Origin of the sequence: Roseovarius sp. THAF9 (assembly GCF_009363715.1) — a bacterium.
In the GTDB taxonomy this organism is placed as follows: domain Bacteria; phylum Pseudomonadota; class Alphaproteobacteria; order Rhodobacterales; family Rhodobacteraceae; genus Roseovarius.
On the sequence record NZ_CP045404.1, the window covers coordinates 1,851,137 to 1,877,907 of the forward strand.

General features: G+C 65.4%; 29 protein-coding genes and 1 tRNA gene. 6 read left to right on the forward strand and 24 right to left on the reverse strand.

The features are described from left to right. Window positions 1–53: 53 nt before the first annotated feature. The 4 genes from hflX to trkA form a co-directional block, all read right to left on the reverse strand. A complete protein-coding gene (gene hflX, locus FIU86_RS09150) occupies window positions 54–1,331 on the reverse strand; it encodes a GTPase HflX (RefSeq protein ID WP_152474803.1) in 1,278 nt (425 codons plus the stop codon). Beyond that, entirely contained in the window at window positions 1,328–1,567 is a 240-nt protein-coding gene (hfq, locus tag FIU86_RS09155) for an RNA chaperone Hfq (RefSeq protein WP_057789335.1), read from the reverse strand. Before hfq ends, hflX begins: the two co-directional genes overlap by 4 nt. Window positions 1,568–1,745: 178 nt before the next feature. Next, entirely contained in the window at window positions 1,746–3,266 is a 1,521-nt protein-coding gene (locus FIU86_RS09160; protein ID WP_152477051.1) for a TrkH family potassium uptake protein, read from the reverse strand. A gap of 16 nt (window positions 3,267–3,282) precedes the next feature. Next, window positions 3,283–4,674: a Trk system potassium transporter TrkA gene (trkA, locus tag FIU86_RS09165; protein ID WP_368373163.1), complete on the reverse strand. Its 1,392-nt coding sequence runs from the start codon at window positions 4,672–4,674 to the stop codon at window positions 3,283–3,285. An 87-nt stretch (window positions 4,675–4,761) separates the two neighbouring features. Here trkA and FIU86_RS09170 point away from each other — a divergent pair, with 87 nt between their 5' ends. Next, window positions 4,762–5,235, forward strand: coding sequence for a hypothetical protein (locus tag FIU86_RS09170; RefSeq protein WP_172977476.1), 474 nt, complete (start codon window positions 4,762–4,764; stop codon window positions 5,233–5,235). Window positions 5,236–5,363: 128 nt separating this feature from the next. On the opposite strand, the gene FIU86_RS09175 is transcribed toward FIU86_RS09170, so the two are convergent. The 5 genes from FIU86_RS09175 to dusB all read right to left on the reverse strand — a co-directional run bounded on the left by FIU86_RS09175 (window position 5,364) and on the right by dusB (window position 12,609). Beyond that, the gene (locus FIU86_RS09175) at window positions 5,364–6,779 is read right to left on the reverse strand and encodes a sigma-54 dependent transcriptional regulator (RefSeq protein ID WP_152474806.1); all 1,416 of its coding nucleotides are present in this window, start codon (window positions 6,777–6,779) and stop codon (window positions 5,364–5,366) included. Between the two features lie 8 nt (window positions 6,780–6,787). Then, window positions 6,788–9,022, reverse strand: coding sequence for a PAS domain-containing sensor histidine kinase (locus FIU86_RS09180; RefSeq protein WP_152474807.1), 2,235 nt, complete (start codon window positions 9,020–9,022; stop codon window positions 6,788–6,790). Between the two features lie 153 nt (window positions 9,023–9,175). Continuing rightward, window positions 9,176–10,540: a response regulator gene (locus FIU86_RS09185; RefSeq protein WP_152474808.1), complete on the reverse strand. Its 1,365-nt coding sequence runs from the start codon at window positions 10,538–10,540 to the stop codon at window positions 9,176–9,178. Continuing rightward, window positions 10,541–11,620, reverse strand: coding sequence for a nitrogen regulation protein NR(II) (locus tag FIU86_RS09190; protein ID WP_152474809.1), 1,080 nt, complete (start codon window positions 11,618–11,620; stop codon window positions 10,541–10,543). After that, on the reverse strand, window positions 11,617–12,609 hold the full coding sequence (gene dusB, locus FIU86_RS09195) for a tRNA dihydrouridine synthase DusB (RefSeq protein ID WP_152474810.1): 993 nt from the start codon (window positions 12,607–12,609) through the stop codon (window positions 11,617–11,619). The genes FIU86_RS09190 and dusB overlap by 4 nt, the downstream gene beginning before the upstream one ends. Window positions 12,610–12,776: 167 nt before the next feature. Between dusB and FIU86_RS09200 the strand changes: the two genes are divergently transcribed. Genes FIU86_RS09200 through FIU86_RS09215 form a run of 4 tightly spaced genes read left to right on the forward strand, consistent with a single transcriptional unit; the run spans window position 12,777 to window position 15,356 of the window. Further along, a complete protein-coding gene (locus FIU86_RS09200; RefSeq protein ID WP_152474811.1) occupies window positions 12,777–13,910 on the forward strand; it encodes a bifunctional 2-C-methyl-D-erythritol 4-phosphate cytidylyltransferase/2-C-methyl-D-erythritol 2,4-cyclodiphosphate synthase in 1,134 nt (377 codons plus the stop codon). Next, window positions 13,907–14,404: a phosphatidylglycerophosphatase A gene (locus tag FIU86_RS09205; RefSeq protein ID WP_152474812.1), complete on the forward strand. Its 498-nt coding sequence runs from the start codon at window positions 13,907–13,909 to the stop codon at window positions 14,402–14,404. Before FIU86_RS09200 ends, FIU86_RS09205 begins: the two co-directional genes overlap by 4 nt. Continuing rightward, a complete protein-coding gene (locus FIU86_RS09210) occupies window positions 14,401–14,868 on the forward strand; it encodes a CinA family protein (RefSeq protein ID WP_152474813.1) in 468 nt (155 codons plus the stop codon). The genes FIU86_RS09205 and FIU86_RS09210 overlap by 4 nt, the downstream gene beginning before the upstream one ends. Before the next feature lie 56 nt (window positions 14,869–14,924). Further along, the gene (locus FIU86_RS09215; RefSeq protein ID WP_152474814.1) at window positions 14,925–15,356 is read left to right on the forward strand and encodes a GFA family protein; all 432 of its coding nucleotides are present in this window, start codon (window positions 14,925–14,927) and stop codon (window positions 15,354–15,356) included. Between the two features lie 10 nt (window positions 15,357–15,366). Here the strand turns inward: FIU86_RS09215 and FIU86_RS09220 are convergent, their stop codons facing one another. Further along, window positions 15,367–16,665: an MmgE/PrpD family protein gene (locus tag FIU86_RS09220; RefSeq protein WP_152474815.1), complete on the reverse strand. Its 1,299-nt coding sequence runs from the start codon at window positions 16,663–16,665 to the stop codon at window positions 15,367–15,369. Beyond that, window positions 16,652–17,107, reverse strand: coding sequence for a type II toxin-antitoxin system RatA family toxin (locus FIU86_RS09225; protein WP_152474816.1), 456 nt, complete (start codon window positions 17,105–17,107; stop codon window positions 16,652–16,654). The genes FIU86_RS09220 and FIU86_RS09225 overlap by 14 nt, the downstream gene beginning before the upstream one ends. 127 nt (window positions 17,108–17,234) lie before the next feature. On the opposite strand from FIU86_RS09225, the gene FIU86_RS09230 reads away from it, so the two are divergent. Continuing rightward, window positions 17,235–17,414, forward strand: coding sequence for a hypothetical protein (locus tag FIU86_RS09230; RefSeq protein ID WP_152474817.1), 180 nt, complete (start codon window positions 17,235–17,237; stop codon window positions 17,412–17,414). A gap of 72 nt (window positions 17,415–17,486) precedes the next feature. Here FIU86_RS09230 and FIU86_RS09235 read toward each other — a convergent pair. The 13 genes from FIU86_RS09235 to FIU86_RS09295 all read right to left on the reverse strand — a co-directional run bounded on the left by FIU86_RS09235 (window position 17,487) and on the right by FIU86_RS09295 (window position 26,666). Beyond that, window positions 17,487–17,563: transfer RNA gene (locus tag FIU86_RS09235), tRNA-Arg, on the reverse strand. Window positions 17,564–17,677: 114 nt separating this feature from the next. Next, entirely contained in the window at window positions 17,678–17,959 is a 282-nt protein-coding gene (locus FIU86_RS09240) for a hypothetical protein (protein WP_152474818.1), read from the reverse strand. A gap of 67 nt (window positions 17,960–18,026) precedes the next feature. Then, a complete protein-coding gene (locus FIU86_RS09245; protein ID WP_152474819.1) occupies window positions 18,027–19,247 on the reverse strand; it encodes a cysteine desulfurase in 1,221 nt (406 codons plus the stop codon). Between the two features lies 1 nt (window position 19,248). Further along, window positions 19,249–19,860, reverse strand: coding sequence for a Yip1 family protein (locus tag FIU86_RS09250; protein WP_172977477.1), 612 nt, complete (start codon window positions 19,858–19,860; stop codon window positions 19,249–19,251). Continuing rightward, window positions 19,857–20,342 (reverse strand): YIP1 family protein, encoded by a 486-nt coding sequence (locus tag FIU86_RS09255; protein WP_152474821.1) that lies wholly within the window; start codon window positions 20,340–20,342, stop codon window positions 19,857–19,859. Before FIU86_RS09255 ends, FIU86_RS09250 begins: the two co-directional genes overlap by 4 nt. Next, window positions 20,342–21,628: a Fe-S cluster assembly protein SufD gene (gene sufD, locus FIU86_RS09260; protein ID WP_152474822.1), complete on the reverse strand. Its 1,287-nt coding sequence runs from the start codon at window positions 21,626–21,628 to the stop codon at window positions 20,342–20,344. Before sufD ends, FIU86_RS09255 begins: the two co-directional genes overlap by 1 nt. Continuing rightward, window positions 21,628–22,383, reverse strand: coding sequence for a Fe-S cluster assembly ATPase SufC (gene sufC / locus FIU86_RS09265; RefSeq protein ID WP_152474823.1), 756 nt, complete (start codon window positions 22,381–22,383; stop codon window positions 21,628–21,630). Before sufC ends, sufD begins: the two co-directional genes overlap by 1 nt. Window positions 22,384–22,413: 30 nt before the next feature. After that, entirely contained in the window at window positions 22,414–23,016 is a 603-nt protein-coding gene (locus FIU86_RS09270; RefSeq protein ID WP_152474824.1) for a hypothetical protein, read from the reverse strand. 1 nt (window position 23,017) lies between these two features. Further along, window positions 23,018–23,332 (reverse strand): heavy metal-binding domain-containing protein, encoded by a 315-nt coding sequence (locus tag FIU86_RS09275; RefSeq protein WP_152474825.1) that lies wholly within the window; start codon window positions 23,330–23,332, stop codon window positions 23,018–23,020. Next, on the reverse strand, window positions 23,329–23,679 hold the full coding sequence (locus tag FIU86_RS09280; protein WP_152474826.1) for a hypothetical protein: 351 nt from the start codon (window positions 23,677–23,679) through the stop codon (window positions 23,329–23,331). Before FIU86_RS09280 ends, FIU86_RS09275 begins: the two co-directional genes overlap by 4 nt. A gap of 1 nt (window position 23,680) precedes the next feature. After that, window positions 23,681–25,201 (reverse strand): Fe-S cluster assembly protein SufB, encoded by a 1,521-nt coding sequence (gene sufB, locus FIU86_RS09285; protein WP_152474827.1) that lies wholly within the window; start codon window positions 25,199–25,201, stop codon window positions 23,681–23,683. A gap of 23 nt (window positions 25,202–25,224) precedes the next feature. After that, a complete protein-coding gene (locus FIU86_RS09290; RefSeq protein WP_152474828.1) occupies window positions 25,225–26,250 on the reverse strand; it encodes a cysteine desulfurase family protein in 1,026 nt (341 codons plus the stop codon). Further along, entirely contained in the window at window positions 26,247–26,666 is a 420-nt protein-coding gene (locus tag FIU86_RS09295) for a hypothetical protein (protein WP_152474829.1), read from the reverse strand. The genes FIU86_RS09290 and FIU86_RS09295 overlap by 4 nt, the downstream gene beginning before the upstream one ends. Between the last annotated feature and the right edge of the window lie 105 nt (window positions 26,667–26,771).

Here is a 26,771-nt window from a genome sequence, read left to right on the forward strand (position 1 = left end):
ATCGGTATGCGCGTCGGTTTTCGCAAATCACGAGGCCGCGAGGGGCGGCGCAGTCAAAGCCCGTCGAACTGCGATTTCTGCGTCTCGTTCCAGCGCACGGTCAGGGTATAGCCGTCCTCGTCCTGCACTTCGTCCTCGACAAGGCCGTTCTCGAAGAGCCAGGCGCGTTTGCGACCTGCGTCAAAGCCCAAGGTGAACGTCTCGACATGGGTGGTGCCCGCCAGCCGGGTGATGATGGTCTCGCTGAGCGCGTCCATGCCCTCGCCGGTGATGGCCGACAGAAGCTGCACGTTTTCCATCCGGCTGGCGCGGTTTTCGACCAGGGTGCGGTCCTCTGGCGTCAGACGGTCGATCTTGTTCCAGACCTCGATCTGGGGCGTGGTTTCCAGCACGCCAAGGCTGGTGAGGATGTCGTGCACGTCGCCGGCCTGATCCTCGGTCTCGGGGTGTGAGATGTCGCGGACATGGACGATCAGGTCGGCGGCCAGCACCTCTTCCAGCGTGGCGCGGAAGGCGGCGACAAGTTCGGTGGGCAGGTCGGAGATGAACCCCACCGTGTCGGACAGGATCACCTCGGGGCCACCACCGGGAAGCGCGATCTTGCGCATGGTGGGGTCGAGCGTGGCGAAAAGCATGTCCTTGGCCATGACCTCGGCCCCCGTGAGGTGGTTGAAGAGCGTGGACTTGCCGGCGTTGGTATAGCCCACAAGCGCCACGATCGGAAAAGGCACCTTGGCGCGGGCGGCGCGGTGTAGGGTGCGGGTTTTCACGACCTTTTCCAGCTGGCGGCGCAGGCGCACGAGCTGTTCGTCGATGGCGCGGCGGTCGGCCTCGATCTGCGTCTCGCCGGGGCCGCCGACAAAGCCCAATCCCCCGCGCTGGCGTTCAAGGTGAGTCCAGGCGCGCACCAGTCGCGTGCGCTGGTAGGACAGCGCGGCCATCTCGACCTGCAGCACACCTTCGCGCGTGGCGGCGCGGTCCGAGAAGATTTCCAGGATAAGCCCGGTTCGGTCGAGCAGTTTGACGCCCAGCTTCTTTTCGAGATTGCGCTGCTGCACGGGAGATACCGGCCCGTCGATCAGGACCAGCTCGACCTTGTTGTCTTCGACAAGCTGCTGCAGTTCGGCCATCTTGCCCTTGCCGAAGAGCATGCCGGGATGCGGCTCGCGCAGGCGCACGACCGAGCCGCCCAGCACCTCCAGCCCCGGCAGGGCGTGGGCCAGCGATACGGCTTCTTCGAGCGCGAGCGCGGGGTCACGCTCGCGGTCTGAACTGGGGATATCCGGGTGCAGGACCCAGGCGCGGGTGTCCGAAACGTCGGTCTGGGTCAAGACCCGTCATCGCCCTCGTACAGGCTGACCGGCTGGGACGGCATGATCGTGGACACGGCATGCTTGTAGACAAGCTGTGACTGCCCGTCGCGGCGCAGCAGGATGCAGAAATTGTCGAACCAGGTGATGACACCTTGAAGTTTGACGCCGTTGATAAGGAAAACGGTGACCGGGATCTTGGTCTTGCGTACCTGATTCAGAAATGCGTCTTGCAGATTTTGTCGGTCTGTCGCCATTGTTTTTATAGCCTTTGTTCTTGCATGAGGCCTCTTGCGGCCCCTTCTCCCTCGGATGGGAGTATGGAGTGCGCGTTTCGGAGTTTCCAGCCCAAAAATCAAATCGTTGCGGTGTCTTGCCGGGGTGGTGTTTCAGGAGTGTGACAACATTGCCGCGCGGGGAGGATATTTCCGGGGGTCATCTGCGCCACAGGCTGGGGTTGAAAAGCGCGATTAGGGCCAGCGTCTCCATCCGGCCCAGCACCATGGCGGCGGAAAAGACCAGCTTGGCCGCCGGGTGCATTTCCAGCAGGGCGATGGGGGCGTCGGCCCCGACTTGCGTGAGCGGCCCGGCGGTGGCCAGCGCCGCGGTCGACAGCACGATGGCGTTTTGCAGGTCCTCGCCGAAGGCCGCCATCAGGACGGTCACCAGCGCCAGCGACAGCGCGAAAAGCATGAAGAAGATCCACGCCACGAACGCGCCCTCGCGCCGCATGCGGCGGGTGTGAACGCCGGCGCGGCCCACTGACGAGGGGTGGATCAGCCGCTCCATCTCGCGCTGGCCATTGAGGTAGAGCGCGTAGATCCGCAGCAGTTTCACGCCGCCCGCGGTGGTGGCCACGCCGCCGCCGAACATCGCCAGCCCCATCAGCAACAGCCCCGGCGTGCCGAGACCCGACCAGGATTGCGCGGCCTCCCACGCCGCACTTTGAAAGCCGGTGGTGGACAGAAAGGACATGACGGTGAAGGTGCCGCCCCAGAGCGCCTGCAGCGCCCGGCCGAAATCCTCGACCTGGTCGACATCGAAGGCGCCGAGCCAGTGGCGCGAGAACAGGATCAGTGGCACGCCCAGCACCAACGCGCAGCCGATCCGGAATTCGGGGTCGTCCAGCACGCTGGTGGACTTGCTGGTCAGCGTGTCCGAAGAGAAGGTCAGCCGCGATAGGGCGAAGAACATGAACAGGAAGATCACGATCTCGCCGCCAAAGCCGCTGCCGGCATTCTCGACCCCGCCGACGACGGAGATGCCGCTGGTGGCCATGGTGGACATGGCATGGACCGCCGCTACCAAAGGGCGGTCGCCGCCGATCACCAGCAGGAACCACACGACTCCGGTGAGGCCGACGTAGACCGGCGCCAGCGCCTGTGTGCTTTGCGCGATGCGGCGGGCAGAGCTGGCGCGGCGGAACCGGCTGAGCGCATCCTCGCCCTGCCCCGGTTCGGCGGAAACGGTGATCTCGAAACCGCCAAGGTTCATGGGTGCTAGCACGGCCGAGGCGGCAATCCAGATCAGAAGCCCGCCGAACCAGCCGACGATCCCGCGCCACAGATGCAGGCTGTCGACCAGCCGCGCGGGATTGTCGAAAAGCGTGGCGCCCGTCGTCGTCAGGCACGACACCATCTCGACATAGGCGTTGAGGAACCGCGTCGTCTCCAGCCCCTCGTAGAAGGGCAGTGCCAGAAAGACCGGCAGCGCGGCATAGGCCAGCGCCAGTGAGGCGAGGTTCTGAATGTCGGTGTTGTCCTGTTGGCGGCGCCCGGAGATGGCAAGGCCGATGAGCAGGATGAAGGTGATCCCCAGAACGCTGGAATAAAGAAAGGCGCGCGCAACGGAATGATCGTCCTGCACGAAGGCGTGCAGCGCGGGGCCGAGCATGGCAATGCTGGCGATCCCGGTCAGCACGAGAATGAGCGGGAACCGCAGGAGACGGCCGGTCAGGCCCGGAGACGATGTTTCAGAAGAAATCAATCGAGACCTGCAGGAGCTGTTCCACCCGGCCCACATCCGAGGCCAGTGCGAAGATCACCACCACGTCGCCCGCCTCGATCCGCATGGACCCGGCGGGTTTCAGCACCTTGCCGTCCCGCAGCACGCCCCCCACAAGCACGCCTTCGGGAAAGTCGATCTCGCGGATGGCGGCGCCGGCGATGTTGGAGGTGGACATGACTTCGGCCTCGATCACCTCGGCCTCGGCGTCGCCGATGGAATAGACCGAGCGCACGCGGCCATGGCGGACGTGGCGCAGGATCGAGCTGACGGTGGTGGAGCGCGGGTTGATATAGGCGTCGATGCCCAGGGGCTCCATCATCGGCAGAAGCGTGGGGTCGTTGATCAGCGCGATGGCGAAGGGGCAGCCTTCGGCCTTGGCGCGCACGGCGGCCAGCATGTTGGTCTTGTCGTCGTCGGTGACGGCCAGAACAGCATCGGTGCGCGAGATGTTGGCCTCGGCCAGCAGTTGCGCATCCAGACCGTCGCCATTGAGGACGATGGTGCGTTCCAGCGCATCGGCGGCGCGCTCGGCCACCTTGCGGTCGCGCTCGATCACCTTGACGCGGGTGCGCTTGCCGCGCTTCTCGATCCGCTTGGCGACGCTGAGGCCGATATTGCCGCCACCGATGATGACCAGCCGTTCCTGCGATTGCGAGGTCTTGCCGAACACCTCCATCGTGCGCGGCACGTCCTCGGCGGGGGCAAAGACGTAGGCGTCGTCGCCGACGAAAAGCTGGTCGCCGGCCTCTGGCGCGAATAGCTTGCCGTCGCGGCGAATGGCCAGCACCACGACTTCGAGCGTCGAGAAGAGATCGGTCAGCTGCCGCAGGGGCGTGTTGACGATGGGGCAGTCATCCTCGATCCGCAGGCCCAGAAGCTGTGCCTTGCCTTCCATGAAGGTTTCGGTGTCGAAGGCGGCGGGCGCGGCAAGCCGTTGCAGCGCGGCCTCGGCCACCTCGCGCTCGGGCGAGATCACCACGTCGATGGGCATGTGGTCGCGGCGGTAAAGGTCGGAATAGATCGCGTCGAGGTAGGATTGGCTGCGCAGCCGGGCGATCTTGCGGTTGATGGAAAAGACCGAATGCGCCACCTGGCAGGTGACCATGTTGACCTCGTCCGAGTAGGTGGCGGCGATGATCATGTCGGCATCGCGCGCCCCGGCCTGGTCCAGCACGTTGGGATAGCTGGCAAAGCCGTTGATGCCCTGCACGTCCAGCGTCTCGGTCGCGCGGCGCACAAGGTCGGGGTTGCTGTCGACCACGGTGACGTCGTTGCGTTCACCCGAAAGGTGGCGCGCGATCTGCCAGCCGACCTGCCCTGCCCCGCAGATGATGACCTTCATGGGCTCTGCCCTTATTGACCCAATCGAGGGTTTTGCATGACAGATGGGGCTGTCACGGTCAATTGCTTTGTCCCGCGCGGGAATGTGGATAAGCTGGGGTGTATGAGATGGTACCTTGCCCCGCTTTTCGCCTGTGTCGCGCCGCTGTTGGCGGGCTGCCTGCCGACCACTGTCTATTACAAGGAAGGCGCGCCTGTGAGCGGGGTCGCGCGGGACCGCACGCAATGTAATGTGGCGGCGCTGCGCGAGGTGCCGGTGCGCACGCTGACGCGCTACATCCCGCCGACCTACAGCTATCGCCCGGTCTGCAACGCCGCGGGCGCGTGCAAGACGGTCCGGGTGTTGCTGTCGCCCGGGCGATGGGAACGCTATGACGCCAACGAGGGGCTGCGGGCACGGGTGGCCAGGCAATGCATGGCCGACCAGGGGTACCAGAAGGTCAGTCTGAAGCCCTGCCCGCCCGAGGTGGTGGAGGCGACGGTGATTACCGCAACGCGGGTGCAGCCGCCGCTGACGGAGAATTCCTGCGCGATCCGCATCCGGGGCGGAAAGTACCAGATCGTGAACCCCGGCTAGGGTTGTGTAGCCTGAAGGAGCGCCTGCGGCGCGCTCGATGTCTCGGCGGCGGGGCCGCCTCGGGTGTGCCTCCGGCGGGGATATTTATGGCCAGAGGAAGCGAGGCGTTTGCGTGATACCCTGCCCTGTCAGCCGGTGACGGCCTGCTGGCTTTCCTCTTCCTCGTCGGACACGCGGGCGCCCTTGGCGCCGGTGACCACGCCGAGGGATTTCAGCTTGCGGTGCAGGGCGCTGCGTTCCATGCCGACGAATTCCGCCGTGCGGCTGATATTGCCGCCGAAGCGGTTGATCTGGGTCATCAGGTACTCGCGCTCGAACGCCTCGCGGGCCTCGCGCAGGGGCATGGTGGCCACCGTGCCCGACAGGACAACACGATCCCCGTCGCTGGGCGTGGCGCTGTCGCCGGGGATTTCGCGGGCGGTGATGTCGCCGTTGGACTCGCCCAGGATCAGCACGCGTTCGATCACGTTGCGCAGTTGGCGCACATTGCCGGGCCAGCGCATGGTCTGCAGGAGCGCCGCTGCCTCGTCGCTCAGGGCGCGGATGGGCAGGCCCTGTTCGCTGTTGAGCTTTTCGATGAAATAGGCCGCCAGAACAGGAATATCCTCGCGCCGGTCCTCAAGGCTGGGCACGGCGATCGGCACCACGTTCAGGCGGTGGTAAAGCTCGCGGCGGAACCGGTCGGCCTGGATCTCGGCCTCGAGGTCGCGGCTGGTCGAGGAGATGACGCGCAGGTCGACCTGCACCTTGTCGCTGCCGCCCACCCGCAGGAAGGTCTGATCCACCAGGACGCGCAGGATCTTGCCTTGCGTGACAAGGGGCATGTCGGCGACCTCGTCGAAATAGATCACGCCGGTGTTGGCCTCTTCCAGCAGACCGGGGGTGACGGTGCCGTCCTCGGCCTCGCGCCCGAAGAGGACCTCTTCCATCCGGTCGGGCTCGATCGAGGCGCAGCCGGCGCAGACGAATGGGCCACCCGCGCGGTCAGAATTGGCGTGGATATAGCGCGCGGCCAGCTCCTTGCCCGACCCGGCGGGGCCCGACAGCATTACCCGGCCATTCGACCGCGTAACCTTGTCCAGCTGGCCCACCAGCGTGCGGAAGACCGGGCTTTCGCCCAGCATGTCAGCGGGGCCGCTGCCCTGCCGCTTGAGCGCGAGGTTCTCGCGGCGCAGGCGGCTGGTTTCCATGCCGCGGCGGATCACCACCATCAGTTGGTCGATGTTGAAGGGTTTCTCGATGAAGTCGTAGGCGCCCTGCTTGATCGCCGCCACCGCGATCTCGATATTGCCGTGGCCCGAGATGATCACCACCGGCACCTCGGGGAAGTCGCGCTTGACCGCCTTGAGGATGTCGATCCCGTCCATGTTGCTGTCTTTCAGCCAGATGTCGAGGATCAGCAGGCCCGGTGGCTGGTTCCGGATTTCGCTCATGGCGTCATCCGAATTGCCCGCGAGGCGGGTCGTGAAGCCTTCGTCCTGAAGGATGTCGGAAATCAGTTCGCGGATATCGCGCTCGTCATCGACAATAAGAATGTCACTCATGGTTTACCTCATACGGCCTGTCGTTGGTCATATTCGTTCAAATCGGGATCGGGGTCGGTGTCTGGCGCGGCCTCGGCCCGGGTCAGGGGAAGGCGGATCACGGCCATGGCGCCGGGGCGCGCGCCCTCGGCGGAGGGTTCGGCGTCTTCCAGGCTCAGGCTGCCGCCATGTTCCTCGATGATCTTCTTGACGATGGGCAGGCCAAGGCCGGTGCCCTTTTCGCGGGTCGTCACGTAAGGCTCGAAGAGGCGCGAGCGATCCTCGGGCAGGCCGATGCCGTTGTCGGAGATGCGGATCACGGCCGCGTCGTCCTCGCGCGTGCTGGCGACGCGGATCTGCGGCTGGTGCCCATCGGAGCCCTCCTTTTCATGAAGGCTTTCAATGGCTTCGCCGGCGTTCTTGATCAGGTTGGTCAGCGCCTGGTGCAACATGGTGCCATCGACCTCGGCCATCAGCGCATCGTCGGTCAGCGTGGCCTCAAAAGTGACACTGGGCTGCCCGGCCTCCTGCAGCAGCACTGCCTCGCGCAGCAGGTGCGTGAGGCTTTCGACCTTGGTCTGCGGCTCGGGCATGCGGGCGAATTTGGAAAACTCGTCGACGATGCGGCGCAGGTCGTTGGTCTGGCGGACGACCACGTCTGTCAGCTGTTCCAGGCTGGCGGCCTGCTCGTCGTCCAGCACGCGGGTGAACTTGCGCTTGATGCGTTCCGCCGACAGCTGGATCGGGGTCAGCGGGTTCTTGATTTCATGGGCGATGCGGCGGGCGACATCGCCCCACGCGGCCATGCGCTGAGCCGTGACCAGGTCGGTCACGTCGTCGAACGCCACCACGTAACCTTCGCGCCGGCCGCCGTCATTGCTCCGGGTCGACATGCGCACCAGCAGGTTTTCCATCCGGCCCGTGCGGCTGACTTTGATCTCCTCTTGAACGAAGCCGGTGTTGCTGTCTTTCAACCGGTCGAAGAGCGCGCCGAATTCCGGTATGGCGACAGCGAGCGCCAGCGATTGCTGATCCTCCTGCCAGTCGAGCAGGCGTTCGGCGGCGCGGTTGACGAAGGTGACCCGGCCCTTGGCATCCAGCCCCACGACGCCCGACGACACCGAGCCCAGCACGGAATCGAACAGCCGCCGACGGCGTTCGATCTGCTCGGTGTTGGTCAGCAGCGTGTCGCGCTGTTGTTTCAATTGCCGCGTCATCTGGTTGAAGTAGGTCGAAAGCATGCCGATCTCGTCATCGGCATCCTCTTCGCGCACCTGCGTGTCCAGATCGCCCTCGCCCACGCGCTGCGCGGCGCTGGTCAGGCGGCCCACGGGACGGCTGAGGCGTTCGGCGAACCACATGCCCAGCCACACGGCGGCCAAGATCAGGATCAGCGCGAAACCAAGGTAAAGCACGCCGAACTCGAAGAGCACGCGGTCGCGTTCATCCTCGCGCTGCTGATAGAAGCGCGCGGTTTCCTGGGTGTCGTCCAGAAGGCTGAGGATGTCGCCGTCGACATTGCGGCTGACGTAAAGATAGCGGTCAGGGATCTCCTCCAGCGGCAGAAGCGCGCGGAATTCGTTGTTGTCCCAGTCGCGGATGATGACGACGCCCTCTTCGTTGGCCTCGTCGAACATCTCGCGCGATGGCTCCTCGTAGTCGAAAAGGTAGGAGCGTTCGCCGCGCGAGCGGATGTCGCCGGTGCCATCGATGACGAACGCCTCGCGCAGGCCGCGCTGGATCTCGCGCTGCCCGCGCGACAGGATCTGGCGGATGTCGCCATCGTCGAGGAAGACCGCGGCGCGCTTGGTGGCGTTGATCAGAGAGGCCAGCGCACGGGCGTCGACCAGCAGGTCGCGGCGGTGTTCATCCTCGTAGGCCTGCGCCGCGGCGACCGAGTTGTCGACCACGCGCCCCACCCTGTCGGAGAACCACGCCTCAAGTCCCATGTTCACCGACAGCGTGGCGAAGACGGCGACGGTGATCGTGGGCAAAAGCGCCATGAGGGCGAAGACACCCGTGAGGCGCAGGTGCAGGCGCGAGCCGGCGGATTTGCGGCGGCGGGCGGCGACCATCTGGACAACGCGCTGAAGCACCAGCGCCGCGACCATGATGATGTAAACCATATCCGCCAGCAGGATGATGCGCAGGACGTTGGACGAACTGCCCTGATCGAGCGGGCCCATCACCAGATAGGTCAGAAGCGCCAGAACGGGGCCGAGCACGACAAGGCTGAAGGCGGCGGCATTGCGCACGCGTTTCATGCGCCGAAGGCGCCCGAGCCTGTCCCACGTCAGTCTGCGTGCTTTTACAGCCACGCAATCCCCCCATCAGGTTGTGGCGCGGGATGCGCCATACCTCCAGATGTGGCTTGGAGCTTGGCAAAGCCTCCAAAGCGCCACAGTGATGTTGCAGTTTTACATCAACTTGCGGCGCCGTGTCACGCGAATATCAAGGTCGGTGATTTTCTTGCGTAATGTATTGCGGTTAATGCCCAGAAGGTCGGCACATTTGGCCTGATTCCCGCCCGTCGCATCGAGCGCGATCTCGATCAGGGGCATCTCCATCTCCTTGAGGATTCGCGTGTAAAGGCCCGGCGGCGGTAGGGTGTTGCCGTGCAGGTCGAAGTAGCGCCGCAGGTGACGCGAGATCGAGGTCGAGAGCGTCTCGCCTCCGCCACCACCGACCACGGGCGCGGCCTCGGGCTGGTTGCCCAGCACCGCCTCGACCTCGGAGCGGCTGATCTCGGACGACCGCGCGGTCAGCCCCAGGCGCTGGACCGCGTTTTCAAGCTGTCTCACATTGCCCGGCCAGCTATAGGCGCGCATCAGTTCCATCGCCTCGTCCGACAGGGTGCGGGGCGGCTGGCCTTCGCGTTCGGCCTTCAGCAGGAAATGCTGGGCCAGAAGCGGGATGTCGTCGACACGGGCGCGCAAGCTAGGCACCTCGACCACGGCACCCGACAGGCGGTAATAGAGATCCTCGCGCAGCTTGCCCTCTTCCAGCCGGTCGGCCAGGCGCCCAAGGGACGTGGCCATGAAGCGCGGCACGTGATCGCCCGGCGCGTCCATCATCCGCACCACGCGCGCCTGCGCATCGGTGCTGAGGTCGCCCACCCCGTCCAGCACGATTGTGCCGCCCTTGGCGCGGGCCATGACCCGTGCTGGGCCTTCCAGATCGGCGAGGTCGCTGGGCGTGACGGTGACGAAGGGCAGCGTGCGCCGGTCGGAAAAATCGTGAATGGCACGGGCGATGAGCGTCTTTCCGGTCCCGGATTCGCCGGTAATCAGCACTGGCAGGTCGGTGTTCATCAGCCGCGCGACGACGCGGTACAGCCCCTGCATCGCCGCCGTACGCCCGACCAGCGGCAACTCGTCTGGCCGGTCCTCGGACTTCGCCTCGGCCGGGGTGCGCGTGGTCCGGGCGTCGAGCGCGCGGGCGGTGCGCTTCATCAGGTCGGGCAGATCAAAGGGCTTGGGCAGGTAGTCGAAGGCCGCGGCCTCTTCGGCCTGGATGGCGGTCATGATGGTGTTCTGGGCCGAGATCACGATGACCGGCATGCCGGGACGGTCCTGGTTGATCTTGGGCAGCATCTCCAGCCCGTTGCCGTCGGGCATCATCACGTCCGTGATCACCGCGTCGCCCTTGCCCTCGCCCACCCACCGCATCAGCGTGGTCAGCGACGAGGTCGCGTGCACCCGGCACCCCGCCCGCGTCAGGGCCTGCGTCAGAACCGTGCGGATCGTGCGGTCGTCATCGGCGACCAGTACCGTGCCATCCATCTAGCTTTCCTCCATGTCCTTGCCGGCGCGCGGCAGCGATATCCTGAAATTCGTGCGTCCCGGCACCGAGCTGACCGAGAGCCAGCCATCGAGGTCCGAGACGATCTTGGCCGCGAGCGCGAGGCCGAGGCCGGTGCCATTTTCGCGGCCCGACACGAACGGCTCGAACACGTTGCCGGCGATTTCGGGCGGCAGGCCGGGGCCGTCGTCGATCACCTCGATCTGCAGCGGCAGCGACTTGCCCGGGCCGCCACCGTCGCGGCGGACGCGCAGGGATTGTTCGTAATAGCTGTGCAGCGTGATGGTGCCGCCCTTGTCGCCCGCGGCCTGAGCCGCGTTCTTCAGAAGGTTCTGGATCACCTGCAACAACTGGTCGGGGTCGGCCACGGCAAGCGGCAGCGAGGGGTCGTAATCCTCGACGATGGTCATGTGCGCGGCGAACCCCACCAGCGCCGAACGGCGGGCGCGGTCCAGCACGTCATGCAGGTTGACTGCGCGCAGCTTGGGCAGGCTCACGTTGCCGAACTGCTCGACCTGCTCCAGAAGGCCCACGATGCGGCGGCTTTCCGAGACGATTAGGTCGGTGAGCTCAAGGTCGTCCTGATCGAGGTTCATCGACAAAAGCTGCGCCGCGCCGGTGATGCCCGCCAGCGGGTTCTTGATTTCATGCGCCAGCATCTCGGCCATGCCGATGGCGGATTTGGCGGCGGATTTGACCGACTGGCTTTGCGTCACGCGGCCCGCCAGTTCGCGGGGCGAGATCAGAAGGATCATGTGATCGTCCCAGCCCGAGACCGGCGCGATTTGCAGGTTGCACTGCATCGGCGCGCGATCACCTGTGCCCACGTCCACGTCATTCACGAAAAGCGGCGCGGATTTCTCGCGCGCGCGGTCCAGCGCATCTTCGATGGGGGCGTCGACGGCCAGCTTGTCCCACACCGGCTGGCCGACGATCGAGCGGGCCGAGGTCATCAGGAAGCCCTCGGCGGCGGGGTTGATCTGTGCGATGCGGTCCTGCCCGTCGAGGATCAGCCCCGGTACCGGCAGCGAGGTCCAGACCATTTCATCCATCCCGGTCATGCGGCGGTCCTTTCCGGGGCGCTCATGGCGTCTTCTAGCAGGCGATTGACGTTGGCGGGGTCCCGCTCGGTCAGGATGCGCTTGCGCAAGGGCTGGGGCGTGTCGCGTCCGTCCATGTACCAGCCCAGATGCTTGCGGGCGACGCGGATGCCAAGGTCGCGGCCATAGAAGGACAGCATCGCGTCGTAGTGATCCTGCACCAGTCGCGTCAGGCCCCCGCCCTCGGGGATCTCCGGCGCGGGTGTGCCGTGCAGCTCGTGCGCCACTTGGGCCAAAAGCCACGGCCGCCCCTGTGCGCCGCGGCCTATCATGACGCCGTCCGCGCCGGATTTCATCAGCGCGTCGCGGGCGGTGGCGGTGCCGGTGATGTCGCCATTGGCGATGACGGGGATGCTGACCTCATCCTTGACGGCGCGGATCGCGGCCCAGTCGGCATAGCCCTTGTAGAACTGACAGCGGGTGCGGCCATGAATTGTGATCATGCGCACCCCTGCCCCTTCCGCGCGTTTCGCAAGCTCGGGCGCGTTCAGGTTGGTATCGTCCCAGCCAAGCCGGGTTTTCAGCGTCACGGGGATGGAGACTGCGCCCACCACCGCCTCGATCAGCGACAGCGCGTGGTCGAGATCCTTCATCAGGGCGGATCCGCTGGCACCCGAGCCGCTGGCGCTGGTGACCTTCTTGGCGGGGCAGCCCATGTTGATGTCGATCACCTTGGCGCCGTTGCCCTCGACCTGGCGGGCGGCCTCGGCCATCCAATGCGCTTCGCGCCCCGCCAGTTGGACGGAGGTGTCGGCGGCGTCAAAGCCCAGTTCCGCCTTTTCGCGCACGCCGGGCTTGGACTGCACCATTTCCTGGCTGGCGACCATCTCGCTGACCACGAGCCCCGCGCCGAAACGGCTGACAAGCGAACGGAATGGCAGGTCCGTAATGCCCGCAAGCGGGGCCAGAAGGACCGGAGGATGTAGGTTTCGGGGGCCGATGTTGAGCATGGGTGCCTAACGATTGAGCATGTGGACGTTCTATGGCCGGGCGCGGCCAAGCACAATTTATGCCTGCCCAAATTAAAATCAAAAAGATGCGATTGATTAAAAAATAGGCAAACAGCCGGTGTGACGCGCCCATTGCATGCCCCTGCCCGCTTGCGTAAGCAAAGCATATGAGCATCGCAGCCATCATCGTCGCCGCAGGGCGCGGCATCCGCGCCGGGGGCGAGCGGCCCAAGCAGTGGCAGCGCGTGGCTGGCAAACGGGTGATCGACTGGACGTTGGCGGCGTTCCGCGCGGTGCCGGCGGTCGAACGGATCGTGGTGGTGGTGCATCCCGACGAAATGGACGAGTTAAGCGGCGAGACCGGCATCACCGTGACCGAAGGCGCGAACACACGCGCGGGCTCGGTCTGCAACGGGCTGGCGGCGCTGGAGAGCGTGGGCGCGTCTTATGTGCTGATCCATGACGCGGCGCGGTGCTGCGTGTCCCCTACCCAGATCGCCGAGATCATCGCGGCACTTGGCCCCGATTGCCCGGCGGCGGCCCCGGCCCTGCCCGTCAGCGATGCGCTGTGGCTTGGCGAAGACGGGCTGGTGAGCGGCACGCAGGACCGCACCGGGCTCTACAGGGCTCAGACACCGCAAGGATTTATCCGCGAGGCCATCACCGCTGCCCATGCCACAGCCCCCGAAGGCGCCGCTGACGATGTCGAGGTCGCCCGCGCCGCGGGCATTCCCGTGCGGATCCTGCCGGGGCGCGAAAGCAACCTGAAGATCACCACGCCCGAGGATTTCGCCCGGGCCGAGACCATCCTGAGAGGGCCCATGGACATACGCACCGGAACCGGTTTTGACGTGCACCGTTTCGGCCCCGGCGACCACGTGATGCTGTGCGGCGTGGCGGTCCCGCATGACCGCGGCCTGCAAGGGCATTCGGACGCCGATGTGGGGCTGCACACGCTGGCCGATGCAATCTACGGCGCGATGGCCGAGGGCGACATAGGTCGGCACTTCCCGCCCAGCGATCCGCAATGGAAAGGCGCCGAAAGCCATGTCTTTCTGTCCCACGCGGCGGGTCTGGCCGCCGAAAAGGGGTTTCGCATCACCAATGTGGACCTGACCCTCATCTGCGAGACACCCAAGATCGGGCCACATGCCGCGGCGATGCAGGCGCGGGTGTCCCAGATTATGGGGCTGGAGGCGGAGCGCGTGTCGGTCAAGGCCACAACATCCGAGCGGCTGGGCTTTACCGGCCGCGGCGAAGGCATCGCGGCGCAGGCCGTGGCCACGTTGGTGCGGCCATGAGGGTGGCGCAGCTGATTGCGACCTTCGGCGGCGTGGGCTATTTGCGCCCGGCGCCCGGGACCTGGGGCTCGCTGGCCGCATTGCCTGTGGCGACGCTGTTGCATGTGCTTGGCGGGCCGGTGTTGCTGGGGTTGGGCGTGGTCGCCTCATTTGCATTAGGATGGTGGGCCACAGCTCTGGAAACAAAGGGAAAAGACGATCACGACCCGAGCGAGATCGTGATCGACGAAGTGGCCGGGCAATGGCTGGCCTTCCTGCCCGTCTCGATCGGGGCTACCCATGCGGGCGCGGCGCTGACCGCATTGTGGCCGGGTTTCGTGACGGCCTTCCTGCTGTTCCGCCTCTTCGACATCTGGAAACCCGGGCCGGTGGGCTGGGCCGACCGCCAGGGCGGGCCGTTGGGCGTGATGCTGGACGACGTGATCGCGGGGCTTTTCGCCGCGCTGGGGGTCATGCTCTTCGCCTGGCTGTCGCACGGGGTGCTGGGGCTATGAGCGCCGAGGACGTGCTGAACGCCGCCAAGGCGGCGGGGCTGATGGTCGCCACGGCAGAGTCCTGCACCGGCGGCATGGTGGCTGCTGCGCTGACCGATATCGCGGGTTCTTCGGCCGTGGTCGAACGCGGCTTCGTCACCTACTCCAACACGGCCAAGCAGCAAATGCTGGGCGTGCGCGGCGACACGCTGGAGGCGCATGGCGCGGTCTCGGAAGAGGTCGCGCGGGAGATGGCCGAAGGCGCGCTGGATCATTCCGAGGCGGATCTGGCGGTGTCGATCACCGGCATCGCCGGCCCCGGCGGGTCCGAGCACAAGCCCGAGGGGCGGGTCTGTTTTGGCCTCGCGCGCGTGGGCCAAGTGACGCAGGTTGAAACGGTGGAGTTCGGTGCGCTGGGCCGCGCCGAGGTGCGCGCACAGGCGCGGGATCATGCGCTGGACCTGCTCTTGAAGGGGATCGGCTAGACACCCTGTCCTGCGGACATGCATGGTACGGCGCGGTCAGCCAAGGACGATACGACATGACGACACGCGGCCATTGCCACTGCGGCGCGACGCGCTGGGAATTCGAGGGACCGCCCAACTGGGCGTGCTACTGCCACTGCGACGACTGCCGCCGCAACTGCGGCGCGCCGCTGGTGGCGTGGCTGGGCGTGCCGATGGCGGCGTTCCGCTGGACCGGCGCGGCGCCCGCGACCCGCGAAAGCTCTCCCGGCGCCTACCGGCATTTCTGCGCCGCCTGTGGCACGCCGATGGCCTTCGAGGCGGATCACTATCCGGGCGACATGCATGTTTATGCGGCCGCGCTGGAGGACCCGACCGCGATGCAGCCCGCCTTTCACGTGCATTTCAGCAGCCGCCTGCCGTGGCTGACGCTGAATGACGACCTGCCCAAGTATGACGGCAGCGTGGTCGACCTACCGAAGGACGCTGTCATTTTCCCCAAGGGGTGACCGGCGGCGGTCAGCGGACCAACAGCGCCGCGAACTCCTCCGGCGGGGCGTCGGCCTCGATCGCCTGCCAGATCGCCTCGGCCCGGCCTTCGCCCAGCAGCGTGGCCGCCTTGGCCCGCACGCGGGTCTGGCGCGCGGCAAGGCCCGGATCGGCGTCGAGGTCGTGAAACAGGTCCTGCACGCTGCCGTCCATGAGCGTCACGCGCAGACGGGCCTGCATCTCGGTCAGGCTGTCGTCGCTCTCCACGCGGACCCGTTCGCGCAGCGCGGCAAGACCGGCGTCGGCGCACAGCGCGTCGTCGAACGTGTCCAGCCGCGCGGTGTCGTGCCCGGTCAGCGCCATGGCGGTCACCATCCGGTAGCTGAATTTCGACTGAAGCCCGCTTTCGGGCGTCGCGATATTGCACACGCTCAGCCAACGGGGATGGGTGGTGATTTCAACGCTCTCAACCGCGTCGGCGCCTGCGTCGAGGTCGCGCAGCGCCTCCAGCGTGGCGTGCAGGCCGTGGCAGCAGGCGTGGAACTTGTGTTGAACGCTCTCGAACAGCCACTCGTGGCCCAGCGTGTCGAAGGCACTCCCCTGCCCTTCGCCATGATGCGTGGGCCCAAACCCGTTCTGCCCGTCCATTGCCCCCGGCGCGCTGACAAAACCGCGCGCGGCCAGCTGCGCGGCCTCAACGCCGTTGGAGGCGGCAAGGCCCGCGTTCATCGGTTTGCCCATGGTGCCGAACTGCGCCTTGATGCCAGAGGCGCGGGTGGTGACGAGGCCAATGGCGTGCTGCATCTGGCCCGCGCTCAGCCCCATCAGGCGCCCGGCGGCCAGCGTCGCGCCAAAGGCTCCGGCGGTGGCGGTCTGGTGATAGCCGACCTGGTAATGCGCCCGGCCCAGCCAGACACCCACGCGGATCGACGCCTCGACGCCAATGAGCGCGGCCTCCTGCATCGCGGGGCCCGAGGCGCCCACCGCCTCGCCCACGGCCAGAGCGGCGGGGATCACGGCCACGGAGGGGTGACCAATATGGGCAAAATGCGTGTCGTCATAATCGAGCGCGTGCGAGATGGTGCCGTTGACCAGCGCCGCCATGCGGGCCGGACCGCGCAGCTCGCTTCCTATGAGCGTGGCCAGAGGGTTGCCCCCTTCGTCCTCAGCCTGCCCATGCAGGACCGTCGCCACGGGTTCCTCCCGCCCGGCCACGCCCACCGCAGCCCAGTCGAGCAGCGACAGGCGCAGGATCTCCATGGCGTTCTGCGCCTTGACCGTGCCGCGCGCGAAGCCGGCCAGCCGTTCGCCGATCTCAACCCCGTCCATAAAGCTTTTCCGCCCGCGTCTCGAAGGCGCGCACGATACGCTTCATCGCCTCAAAGAAGAACAGTTCAGCCGCGCCCTGCAACAGCCTGTTCTTGAACTTGAAATCCACGTCGAACCCGACCTCGCACTGACCCTCGCCAATATCACGGAACTCCCAGTTGGAGCGCATGTGGTGGAACGGGCCGTCAAGATACTCGGTCTCGATCCGCTTCTGTTCCGGCCACAGGACGACCCGGCTGCTGAACCGTTCACGGAAGACGCGAAAACTGATGACCAGGTCGGCCTCCATCACTTCGCTGCCGTCGTCCTGCGGCGTGACACTGTTCACGCGGGCCGCGGCGGTCCAAGGCAGGAAGTCCGGGTAGGAGCCGACATCGGCGACAAGATCGTACATCTGCTGCGCGGTATACGGCAGCGTCCGGGTTTCGGCGTGAGAAGGCATGCGGGCAGATCGGTCCGTTGGGTTGTAGCAGTATGGGACTGTGTCGTAAACTGCTTCGCGAAATGCAAGGGGGGCCGGGTATGCCGCGCGAAAAAGTCATGGGCGTCGGGATGGGAGTGGCCCACCGATGAATCCAAGATGGCTGTTTCGCATGTCCCGCTGGGCGCAGAACCCGCCAAGCGCGGGGCGGGTCAAGTTCGTCTTCGCGATCATTGGGATCTGCCTGCTGATCTTCGGGATCGAGTATTTCTTCGGCCTGCCCGACTGGATGGCCGTCGATCCCAAAAGCGGCCGCTATCGCCCGTGATCTCGCACGGGACCGCTCACGAAAATTCGTACGAATTCTCATGGCGTCGCGCGGGAAAGTATCCGGGGGGGATGGCGCACCTGAAAGGATTCGAACCTTTGGCCTCTGCCTTCGGAGGGCAGCGCTCTATCCAGCTGAGCTACAGGTGCCTGCGCGACGCTATAACCGGTTCGGACCCGTGCCGCAACGGCGAAAACGCCCGCGATGTAGTGCGGGCCGCTGGGGGTGTCGTGGCCCGGGCGGATGCGCCCGGGCCGGACGGTTCAGGTACGCCCGCCGGCTGTGTTGCCGCCACCGGGGTTGCCACCGCCGCCCGTCCGGGGCTGACCGGGCGTTTGCGGATAGGTGTCCGGCAGGCACTCTTCAGAGCCGCCGGCGGTGCCTTGCTGGCCCCCGCCAGGACAGCCGCCACCGCCCCCGTCGCTGTCATACTTGGTCATGACGGGATCAATGGTGATCTGTGTGGGTTCCGGGCTGGTTTGTGTACAGGCGGAAAGGATCAAAGCTGAAACTGTGAAAACTGCGCTACTGCGAAATGTGATCATGATATTCTCCTTGGTGGCTAATATTATGTCGTCACATTTTGGAGCACGGTTCAAAATCCGTCAAATATCAAGCGAACAGCTCGTGCGCCAGTTCCAGCGCATCGACCAGCGCATCGACTTCGGCCTCGGTGTTGTAGAGGCCAAAGGACGCCCGGCAGGTCGCCGTCAGCCCGATATGATCCATAAGCGGCCCGGCACAGTGATGCCCCGCACGCACCGCGACGCCCTTCTTGTCGAGGATGGTCGAGATGTCATGCGCATGCGCCGCCCCGTCCAGCGTGAAGGAAAAGATCGCCGCCTTGTCCGGCGTCTGCCCCTGCACCTGCAACCAATTGAGCCCGCCAAGCTTGCCCACGGCATAGTCGCGCAGCCGGTCCTCGTGGGCGGCGATGTTATCCATCCCCAGCCCCATCATGTATTCCAGCGCGGCACCCAGCCCGATGGTCTGCACGATCCCGGGCGTACCGGCCTCGAACTTCATCGGCGGGTCCGCATAACTCACCTCGTCCTTGGAAACCTCGCGGATCATGTCGCCGCCGCCCATGAAGGGCCGCATCTCGGCCAGCCGCTCTTTCTTGACGAAAATCGCGCCCGAGCCCGAGGGACCATATAGCTTGTGCCCGGTGATGGCGTAGAAATCCACGCCCAGCTCGTCGAGGTTCACCGGCATGTGCACCGCCGCCTGGCTGCCATCGACCAGCACGGGCACGCCTTTTGCATGGGCGGCGTCGGTGATCGCCTTGATATCCACCTTGGTGCCCAGCACGTTCGACAGGTGCGTGAGCGCCACCAGTTTCGTTTTCGGCCCGATTGCGTCGATCACCTTTTGCGGGTCCAGCGCGCCGGTGCTGTCGGTATCCACCCATTTCAGCGCCACCCCCTGACGTTCGCGCAGGAAATGCCAGGGCACGATGTTGGCGTGATGCTCCATCACCGACAGGACGATCTCGTCGCCCGCCTCCATCCGGGGCATGGCCCAGCCATAGGCGACCATGTTGATCCCCTCGGTGGTGCCGGAATTCAGCACGATCTGCTCTTCGTCCGCCACACCAAGAAACCGCGCGATGATGCCGCGCACGCCCTCGTATTTCTCGGTCGCCAGGTTGCTCAGGTAATGCAGGCCGCGATGCACGTTGGCATATTCATGCGAATAGGCCGTGCTGATCGCGTCGATCACGACCTGCGGTTTCTGCGCGCTGGCCCCATTGTCCAGGTAGACCAGCGGCTTGCCGTTCACCTCGCGCGACAAGATCGGAAAGTCGCGGCGGATCGCGTCGATATCGTACATCTCAAACTGCTCCTGTCGTTGCGGCGAAAAGGCCGCCGATGACGCCCATGATGATGGACAGCCCCACCAGGACGCCGAAGATTGCAATCACCATCACGCCGAAGGCCTTGAGCGGGCTGTCGAAACCATGCGCCACGTCCAGCATGTTGGACACCGCCCACATCCACCAGACGATGAAGACCAAAAGGCCCAGCGACGACAGAAACGGGATGAACATCCCGACGATGGTAAAGCCGGCCACCATCAGGAAGCTGACCGCCTGCAACAAGGTCACCACGGCCAGCACGTCGGGCACCGTGCCCCGTCCGCCAAGCGCACGGCCGATCCAGAACAGCATGAAGATCGAGAACACCGCCCGCGCCCATTGCATGACGGCAAAGATCAGCGGCGAGCTGTAGACCGGCGACGCCTCCAGCAGCGTGCCCAGGTCCCCCTGCGGCAACGGCGCGGCCTGGACCAGTGCCGCGACCACGGCAGAGGTCACGACCGAGATCAGCGTCAGCGCGATCCAAAGCGCCTGCGGGGGCCAGTTCAGGGCGATCACCTGTTCTGCGGCGCCGCGCGGGTTCCGGATGGTCGTCATGAAAAGGGGTTTCAGCACGGTCGTGTTCATCTCCGCCCCCATCCGGCTTCGCGCAGGTCCGACGCCCACACCCACAGAAACACCAGCAGCCATATCGCACCCACCGCCGTCAAGCCGGGGCCGGGGCCGATGAACCCGGCCACAAGACCGTGCAACAGCTTGATGGGGCTCGCCACCAGCCAAGCCCAGAACAGCGCCAGCCGTGCCGCATAGCCAGAGGCGGTGCCGCCGAAGATACGTAGGACAAATTGGCTAAGCGTGCCGATAGCATAGAACACCAGCGGCGCGATGAAGATCCAGGCCATCAGCGACCCGCCCAGCAGCGGGTTCAGTTCCTGGTCGGTCAGATGCGCCTCGCGCGCCAGCCGGGGCCACTCGGAAATGAAGAAGATCGCGCAGCCAGCCATCACGATGGCCAGCGCACGCCCTTCGTTCGCGCCCATTGCCAGCAGGCGACGGAACACCGTTCGCGGGCCGCGATAGGCGGCCACGATATCGGTGGTGACCGGCATCAGCCGCGCCGCCGCACCAGCCAGCCTTCAAGGCGCTCGACGATCCCTTCGCGCAGGCTCTCGTCCTCGATCTCCTCCACCGCCTCGGCCAGGAAGGCCAGCGTCAGAAGGTCGGTCGCGATGGGTTTGGGCACGCCGCGCGCGCGCAGGTAGAACAGCGCCTCTTCGTCGATCGCGCCCGAGGTGCTGCCGTGCGAGCAGGCCACGTCGTCGGCATAGATCTCCAGCTCCGGCTTGGCGAGGAACTCGCTGTCGCCGTCCAGAAGCAGCGACTGGCTGATCTGGTAACCGTCGGTCTTCTGCGCGCCTTCCTTCACCAGGATCTTGCCTTGGAAGACGCCCGTGGCGCCGTTGCGCAGGACCTTCTTGAACACCTGCCGGCTTTCGCAATTCTCGGCATCGTGCGTGATGAAGACAGTATCATCGTGGTGAAAATCACCGTCTCCCACGCAGGCACCCGCGACGTGCGCGATGGCATCGTCGCCGGTCAGCTCGATCACGCATTCGTTGCGCGTGAGCACGCCATTGGCCGTCATGGTAAAGGACTTGAAAGCGCTTTCCCGCGCCAGCCGCGCGAAGATATGCGTGACGGCGCGGCGCTCGTGGTCGCGCCCTTGGGTGCGCACGTGGTTGAACGCGGCGGTGTCGGCCACGTCGACCTCCATCACCTTGTTGAACCGCGCGGCGGCGGGGCCGTTTTCCAGCACGGTCAGCTCGGCGCCCGCATCCAGCTTGATGACGTGGTGCAGGATCGCGTCAGACGTCTCGGATTCGTGGTGATAAACCAGGTTGATCGGCTTGTTGGCCTTGCCCGTGACATGGATCAGCACGCCATCACTCGCGGCGGCGGTGTTGAGCGTCGCCAAGGGCCGGGCCACGGGGGTCTGGCCATTGGTTTCCAGCGCGCCGTACAGGTCCTTGGCCCAGTGGATATCGGCCTTCCCGGCCTCGGCCAGTCGGTCGATCTTCACGCCTTCAAGGCTCAGGTCGTCGCTGGCCTCGGCGTCGAACACACCGTCGCGGAACACGATCTTCAGACGCTCGACATCGTCGAACATCCCGGTCTCGTCGCTCTCGAACACGGCGGCGTTGGGCACCTCCGCATCGACCAGCGTGTCGGGACGGGTGAATTTCCAATATTCGTCACGCCGATGCGGCAGGCCCGCGGCCCGCAGACGTGCCAGCGCGTCCTCGCGCGCCGCCTTGGACCAGCCCGAACCGTCGGGCAGGCTCAGCGCGGCAAGGCGCGCCTCGGTGGCGTCCTGTTTCGCTTGGGGCAAGGCCATTACGCCACCTCCGCCTTGATATCGGCATACCCGTTCTTCTCGACCTCGAGCGCCAGTTCCGGCCCGCCGGTTTTCACGATGCGGCCTTCGGACATGATATGCACCACGTCGGGTTTGATGTGGTCCAGCAGGCGCTGATAGTGCGTGATCACCAGGAAGCCGCGGCCCGCGTCGCGCAGCGCGTTCACGCCCTGCGACACCAGCTTCATCGCGTCCACGTCGAGGCCCGAGTCCGTCTCGTCCAGAATGCACATTTTCGGCTCCAGAACAGCCATTTGCAGGATCTCGTTACGCTTCTTCTCACCGCCCGAGAAGCCCACGTTCACGGGCCGCTTCAGCATGTCGTTGCTCATTTCCAGCGTGGCGGCCTTTTCACGGACCAGCTTCAGGAAATCCGCCGCGCTCATCTCGTCTTCGCCCCGCGCCTTGCGCTGCGCATTGAGGGCTGTGCGCATGAAGGTCATGTTGCCCACGCCGGGGATCTCGACCGGGTACTGAAACGCCAGGAAAAGCCCCGCCGCGGCGCGCTCTTCGGGTTCCATGTCCAGAATGTCCTCGCCTTCCAGCGTGGCACTGCCGCCCGTCACTTCGTACCCGTCACGGCCCGACAGAACATAGCTCAGCGTCGACTTGCCAGAGCCGTTCGGCCCCATGATCGCATGCACCTTGCCCGCCTCGACGGTCAGGTCCACACCTTTCAGGATGGTCTTGTCCTCGTCTTCAAGATCGACCTTCAGGCCTTTGATCTCCAACATCTTTCTCTCCTTTTTCCTGTCGCTGCCACCTCAGGGGCGCAGCATCATCTCGATCACGTTCAACAGCTCGTTCTGCGGCAGGGTCAGCGGTTCCACCTCGAACCCCGCCATGCGTCCCGTCATCTGCGGGGCGCCAATGAAATTCTCGACCACATGGTACTGCTTGCGCCGCTTGTAGTCGTCGACGAACACCTGCACCGACCGCTGGGTGCGCAGCGCCGTGGCGAGGACGCATCCCGTCCGAAACCGGCCATCCACCAGCACCACGTCGGGCTGGCGGAACTCGGGCAGATCCCAGACCTCCAGCGGGTAGCGCGGATAGCGCATGTAGTGCTCCGCGTCGGTCGGATAGCCCCATTCCTTGGTCGGCCCTATGTCGGACCAGATCACGTCCACCTCGGTGCCTTTGGCGGGCGCGTTCTCCTCGAACCAACCGCGCATCATCAGCGCCCAATCCTTGTCACTCTCCACCGAGAAGACCCGCTTGCCCGGCATTTCGCCCGCCATCACGGTCGACCCGCCGGACCCGTATTCCAAGATCACGTCGGCACCCGCATAGGCCGCGCGCAGCACCTCCGCTTCGGCCTCCGGCAGGGTCAGCTCGGGCCGCGATATGGTGGCGGTCGGGCTCATGTCAGTCCAGCACCACCGCCGTCCCGCTGGCCGACACCATCAGCATGGAATCCGCGACGACCTCGTAGTCCAGATCGACGCCGACAACCGCCGTTGCCCCGAGGGCCTGGGCCCGCTCTTCCAGCTCACGCATGGCGGTGTCGCGGGCATCCTGCAGCTTGGTCTCGTAGGCTCCCGAGCGCCCGCCGACGATATCCGTCACCTGGGCAAAGAAATCGCGGAAGACATTGGCGCCCATGATCGCCTCGCCCACCACGATACCGCGGTAGTCGATGATCTTACGCCCTTCGATGTTTTGCGTGGTCGTGATGATCATTTTTTCACCTTCGGAACCTTCGATTCTGCGCGCAGCATCCGGTCAATGCCCTTTTGCGTTTCAGCTTCGCGCATCGCGCGATAGTCGTCCTGCGCCTTCCGCCTTGTAGAGGTTTGCAGGCCACGTATCCCGACGCCAACCGCGATCCCGCTGATGGCTGCCACAAAGAGCGTCAGGAAGATCTTCCAAAAGAGTGGCAACCAACCGATTTCGAGAGCGGAGAACAACACCATCCCGGACAGGCACAGGATCGCGAAGGTCCAGAACCCCTCGCGAACTCCGCCGACATGTCCGTGGTGCTTGATGTCGCGCAGCAGCGCATCGTCGCGATCAAACCCGCTGAACATACTAACCCACCGAGCCCTCAAGCGAGATCGCCACAAGCTGCTGCGCCTCCATGGCGAACTCCATCGGCAACGCCTGAAGCACGTCCTTGCAGAAGCCGTTCACCACCAGCGCCACGGCCTCTTCCTCGTCCATGCCGCGCTGGCGGCAGTAGAACAGCTGGTCATCATCCACCTTCGACGTGGTCGCCTCGTGCTCCACCCGGCTCGAGTTGTTCTTGACCTCGATATAGGGCACCGTGTGCGCCCCGCATTCCGAGCCGATCAGCAGGCTGTCGCACTGGGTATAGTTCCGGCTGTCCTTGGCCTTGGGGTGCATCGATACAAGCCCGCGATAGGTGTTCTGCGCGTGGCCCGCGCTGATCCCTTTCGACACGATCCTGGACTTGGTGTTCTTGCCCAGATGCACCATCTTGGTGCCGGTATCGGCCTGCTGCCAGTTGTTGGTGATGGCGATGGAATAGAACTCGCCCTGGCTTTCATTGCCGCGCAGGATGCAGCTGGGGTACTTCCACGTCACAGCAGAGCCGGTTTCCACCTGCGTCCACATCACCTTGGCCCGGTCGCCGCGGCAATCGGCGCGCTTGGTGACGAAGTTGTAGATGCCGCCCTTGCCTTCTTCGTCGCCCGGGAACCAGTTCTGAACGGTCGAATACTTCACCTCGGCGTCTTCCTCGACGACGATCTCCACCACGGCCGCGTGTAGCTGCGAGGTGTCACGCTGCGGCGCGGTGCAGCCTTCGAGATAGCTGACGTAAGAGCCCTTGTCGGCGATGATCAGCGTCCGCTCGAACTGGCCCGTATTCTCGGCGTTGATGCGGAAATACGTGCTCAGCTCCATCGGGCAGCGCACGCCCGGCGGGACATAGACGAACGACCCGTCCGAGAAGACGGCAGAGTTGAGCGTCGCATAGAAGTTGTCGCTCACCGGCACGACGCTGCCGAGGTACTTCTTCACCAGCTCGGGATGCTCGCGGATGGCCTCGGAAATCGAGCAGAAGATCACGCCGGCCTTCTTGAGTTCCTCTTGAAAGGTCGTGCCGACGGATACGGAGTCGAACACCGCGTCCACGGCCACCTTGCGGCCCTCGGCAGGCGCTTCCTCGGCACCCTCGACCCCGGCCAAGATCATCTGCTCCTTCAGCGGGATACCCAGCTTTTCATAGGTCTCCAGCAGCTTGGGATCGACCTCGTCCAGCGACTTGGGCTTTTGCTCCATGCTCTTGGGCCGGGCATAGTAATACTGGTTCTGAAAGTCGATCTGCGGATAGTCGACCATGGCCCAGTCCGGCTCTTCCTTCTGCAGCCAGCGTTCATAGGCCTGCAGGCGCCACTCGGTCATCCACTCGGGCTCGCCGTTCTTCTCCGAGATCAGCTTCACGATCTCCGGCGTCAGCCCCTTGGGCGCGTACTCCATCTCGATGTCGGTTTCCCAGCCGTACTTGTACGTGCTGATGTCGCGCACCGCATCGACCGTTTCCTTGTCGACGCCTTCCTTGACTTGGGTTTCGTCCAGTGCCGCCATTGGGCCACCTCCTCGGTTATCTCTCACGCCGCACGGGCGCGAAACTTTTCATGTTGCCTGGCCCAGGCTTGCGCAAAGGCCACAACGTCGTCTTCGCTCGTGTCGGGGCCCAGCGAGACCCGGACGGCGCTGGCCGCCTCAACCTCGTCGAACCCCATCGCCGCCAGCACGCGGCTCGCCTTGACCTTGCCGCTGGAACAGGCCGAACCGGCCGATATCGCGAACCCCGCAAGGTCCATCGCCATCACCTGCGTCTCGCCCTTCCAGCCGGGCGTGATGAAACAGGACGTGTTCGGCAACCGGTCTTCGGATTTCCCGACAAAAGTAGTCACTTGAGAGGATTCCTCAATAGCGTTTTCTAGAATCCTTCTAAGTTTTTCCACCCGCGCCCATACGCCCGCCTCCAGATCGCGCTGCGCCCCCTCCGCCGCGGCGCCGAAGCCCGCGATGCCGATGATGTTCTCCGTGCCCGAGCGGCGGCCCATCTCCTGCCCCCCGCCAAGGCTCAGCGCGGGGATGTCCAGCCCCTGCCGGACGATCAGCGCACCGACCCCCTTGGGCCCGCCTAGCTTGTGCGCCGACATCACCGCGAGGTCCGCCCCGGACCAGGCAAAGGAAAACGGCAGGCGCCCAACAGCTTGCGTGATGTCCAGAAGCAGCAGATCCTCGCCGGTCTCGGGCGGCGTCACGATCCCGGTCTCGGAATTGGCCAGCCCCATCGCGCGCACCACAGGCCCACTCTCGCCCGGCGCGTGATGCGCCCACAGCGCGTCATGCGCGGTCGGCTGCACCTCCACGCAATCGAAGCCCGCCAGCACCCGCGCCGCCTCGGTCGCGCCCGAGGTAAACACCACCTCCTGCGGCTTGCACCCCACGGCGGCGGCCACTTGCCCACGCGCCCGCTCCACCAGCGCCTTGGCCGCGCGACCTTCGCCATGCACCGACGACGGGTTGCCGACGATATCCATCGCCGCGATCATCGCCTCCCGCGCCTCGGCCCGCAAAGGCGCCGTCGCGTTGTAGTCGAGGTAGACGCGCGCGCGGCTCATACCGTCGCCCCCGCATCGGCGGCGCGCATATCGCTCAGGAACTCCTGCGCCATGTCCAGTCGCAAAAGATACGTCTGCCCGTCCTCGATCTCGTCCCGCGTGTCGATCTCGCGCGCGCCGCAGATCTGCCGCAGGATGCGCCCCGGCACCTGCACGTATCCCGGCCTGCCGGACCCGAAGACGTTTCGTAGCCGACCCAGTGCCGATTGCTGCGCGCGCCACGTGCCCAGGCCCAGTCGTATGGCATTGTGCAGAAACACGTCCAACTCTCCACGCGCCATCGCTCTATACGCCACACGCTCCACCCGGTTGCGCGCCGCGGCGACTGGTCCGGCCTGAACACCCCCGTGCATCGTCCGGATCACCGGCATGGCGCGCAAATCATCCAGTGCAGGAATTTCCGCCCCGGACGCCATCAAGCCCCCCTCTTCTTCTGGCCATAAATATCCCGGGGGTCGTCGAAACACCGTTTCGACGTCGGGGGCAGAGCCCCCGCCCACCGCGACGCCAAAGGCGGCGCA

What these genes read in the sequence shown, in the direction of transcription:
- FIU86_RS09295 (WP_152474829.1), bottom strand. Translation starts at nt 26,666, where the DNA reads ATGGCGTCCGGGGCGGAAATTCCTGCACTGGATGATTTGCGCGCCATG.
- FIU86_RS09240 (WP_152474818.1), bottom strand. Translation starts at nt 17,959, where the DNA reads ATGATCACATTTCGCAGTAGCGCAGTTTTCACAGTTTCAGCTTTGATC.
- FIU86_RS09220 (WP_152474815.1), bottom strand. Translation starts at nt 16,665, where the DNA reads ATGGACGGGGTTGAGATCGGCGAACGGCTGGCCGGCTTCGCGCGCGGC.
- dusB (WP_152474810.1), bottom strand. Translation starts at nt 12,609, where the DNA reads ATGCTCAACATCGGCCCCCGAAACCTACATCCTCCGGTCCTTCTGGCC.
- FIU86_RS09185 (WP_152474808.1), bottom strand. Translation starts at nt 10,540, where the DNA reads ATGGATGGCACGGTACTGGTCGCCGATGACGACCGCACGATCCGCACG.
- sufD (WP_152474822.1), bottom strand. Translation starts at nt 21,628, where the DNA reads ATGGCCTTGCCCCAAGCGAAACAGGACGCCACCGAGGCGCGCCTTGCC.
- FIU86_RS09210 (WP_152474813.1), top strand. Translation starts at nt 14,401, where the DNA reads ATGAGCGCCGAGGACGTGCTGAACGCCGCCAAGGCGGCGGGGCTGATG.
- FIU86_RS09255 (WP_152474821.1), bottom strand. Translation starts at nt 20,342, where the DNA reads ATGCCGGTCACCACCGATATCGTGGCCGCCTATCGCGGCCCGCGAACG.
- FIU86_RS09170 (WP_172977476.1), top strand. Translation starts at nt 4,762, where the DNA reads ATGAGATGGTACCTTGCCCCGCTTTTCGCCTGTGTCGCGCCGCTGTTG.
- FIU86_RS09190 (WP_152474809.1), bottom strand. Translation starts at nt 11,620, where the DNA reads ATGACCGGGATGGATGAAATGGTCTGGACCTCGCTGCCGGTACCGGGG.
- FIU86_RS09175 (WP_152474806.1), bottom strand. Translation starts at nt 6,779, where the DNA reads ATGAGTGACATTCTTATTGTCGATGACGAGCGCGATATCCGCGAACTG.
- hfq (WP_057789335.1), bottom strand. Translation starts at nt 1,567, where the DNA reads ATGGCGACAGACCGACAAAATCTGCAAGACGCATTTCTGAATCAGGTA.
- sufB (WP_152474827.1), bottom strand. Translation starts at nt 25,201, where the DNA reads ATGGCGGCACTGGACGAAACCCAAGTCAAGGAAGGCGTCGACAAGGAA.
- FIU86_RS09250 (WP_172977477.1), bottom strand. Translation starts at nt 19,860, where the DNA reads ATGAACACGACCGTGCTGAAACCCCTTTTCATGACGACCATCCGGAAC.
- FIU86_RS09180 (WP_152474807.1), bottom strand. Translation starts at nt 9,022, where the DNA reads ATGAAACGCGTGCGCAATGCCGCCGCCTTCAGCCTTGTCGTGCTCGGC.
- FIU86_RS09215 (WP_152474814.1), top strand. Translation starts at nt 14,925, where the DNA reads ATGACGACACGCGGCCATTGCCACTGCGGCGCGACGCGCTGGGAATTC.
- FIU86_RS09275 (WP_152474825.1), bottom strand. Translation starts at nt 23,332, where the DNA reads ATGATCATCACGACCACGCAAAACATCGAAGGGCGTAAGATCATCGAC.
- FIU86_RS09290 (WP_152474828.1), bottom strand. Translation starts at nt 26,250, where the DNA reads ATGAGCCGCGCGCGCGTCTACCTCGACTACAACGCGACGGCGCCTTTG.
- FIU86_RS09205 (WP_152474812.1), top strand. Translation starts at nt 13,907, where the DNA reads ATGAGGGTGGCGCAGCTGATTGCGACCTTCGGCGGCGTGGGCTATTTG.
- sufC (WP_152474823.1), bottom strand. Translation starts at nt 22,383, where the DNA reads ATGTTGGAGATCAAAGGCCTGAAGGTCGATCTTGAAGACGAGGACAAG.
- FIU86_RS09245 (WP_152474819.1), bottom strand. Translation starts at nt 19,247, where the DNA reads ATGTACGATATCGACGCGATCCGCCGCGACTTTCCGATCTTGTCGCGC.
- FIU86_RS09270 (WP_152474824.1), bottom strand. Translation starts at nt 23,016, where the DNA reads ATGAGCCCGACCGCCACCATATCGCGGCCCGAGCTGACCCTGCCGGAG.
- FIU86_RS09280 (WP_152474826.1), bottom strand. Translation starts at nt 23,679, where the DNA reads ATGTTCAGCGGGTTTGATCGCGACGATGCGCTGCTGCGCGACATCAAG.
- FIU86_RS09200 (WP_152474811.1), top strand. Translation starts at nt 12,777, where the DNA reads ATGAGCATCGCAGCCATCATCGTCGCCGCAGGGCGCGGCATCCGCGCC.
- FIU86_RS09230 (WP_152474817.1), top strand. Translation starts at nt 17,235, where the DNA reads ATGAATCCAAGATGGCTGTTTCGCATGTCCCGCTGGGCGCAGAACCCG.
- FIU86_RS09225 (WP_152474816.1), bottom strand. Translation starts at nt 17,107, where the DNA reads ATGCCTTCTCACGCCGAAACCCGGACGCTGCCGTATACCGCGCAGCAG.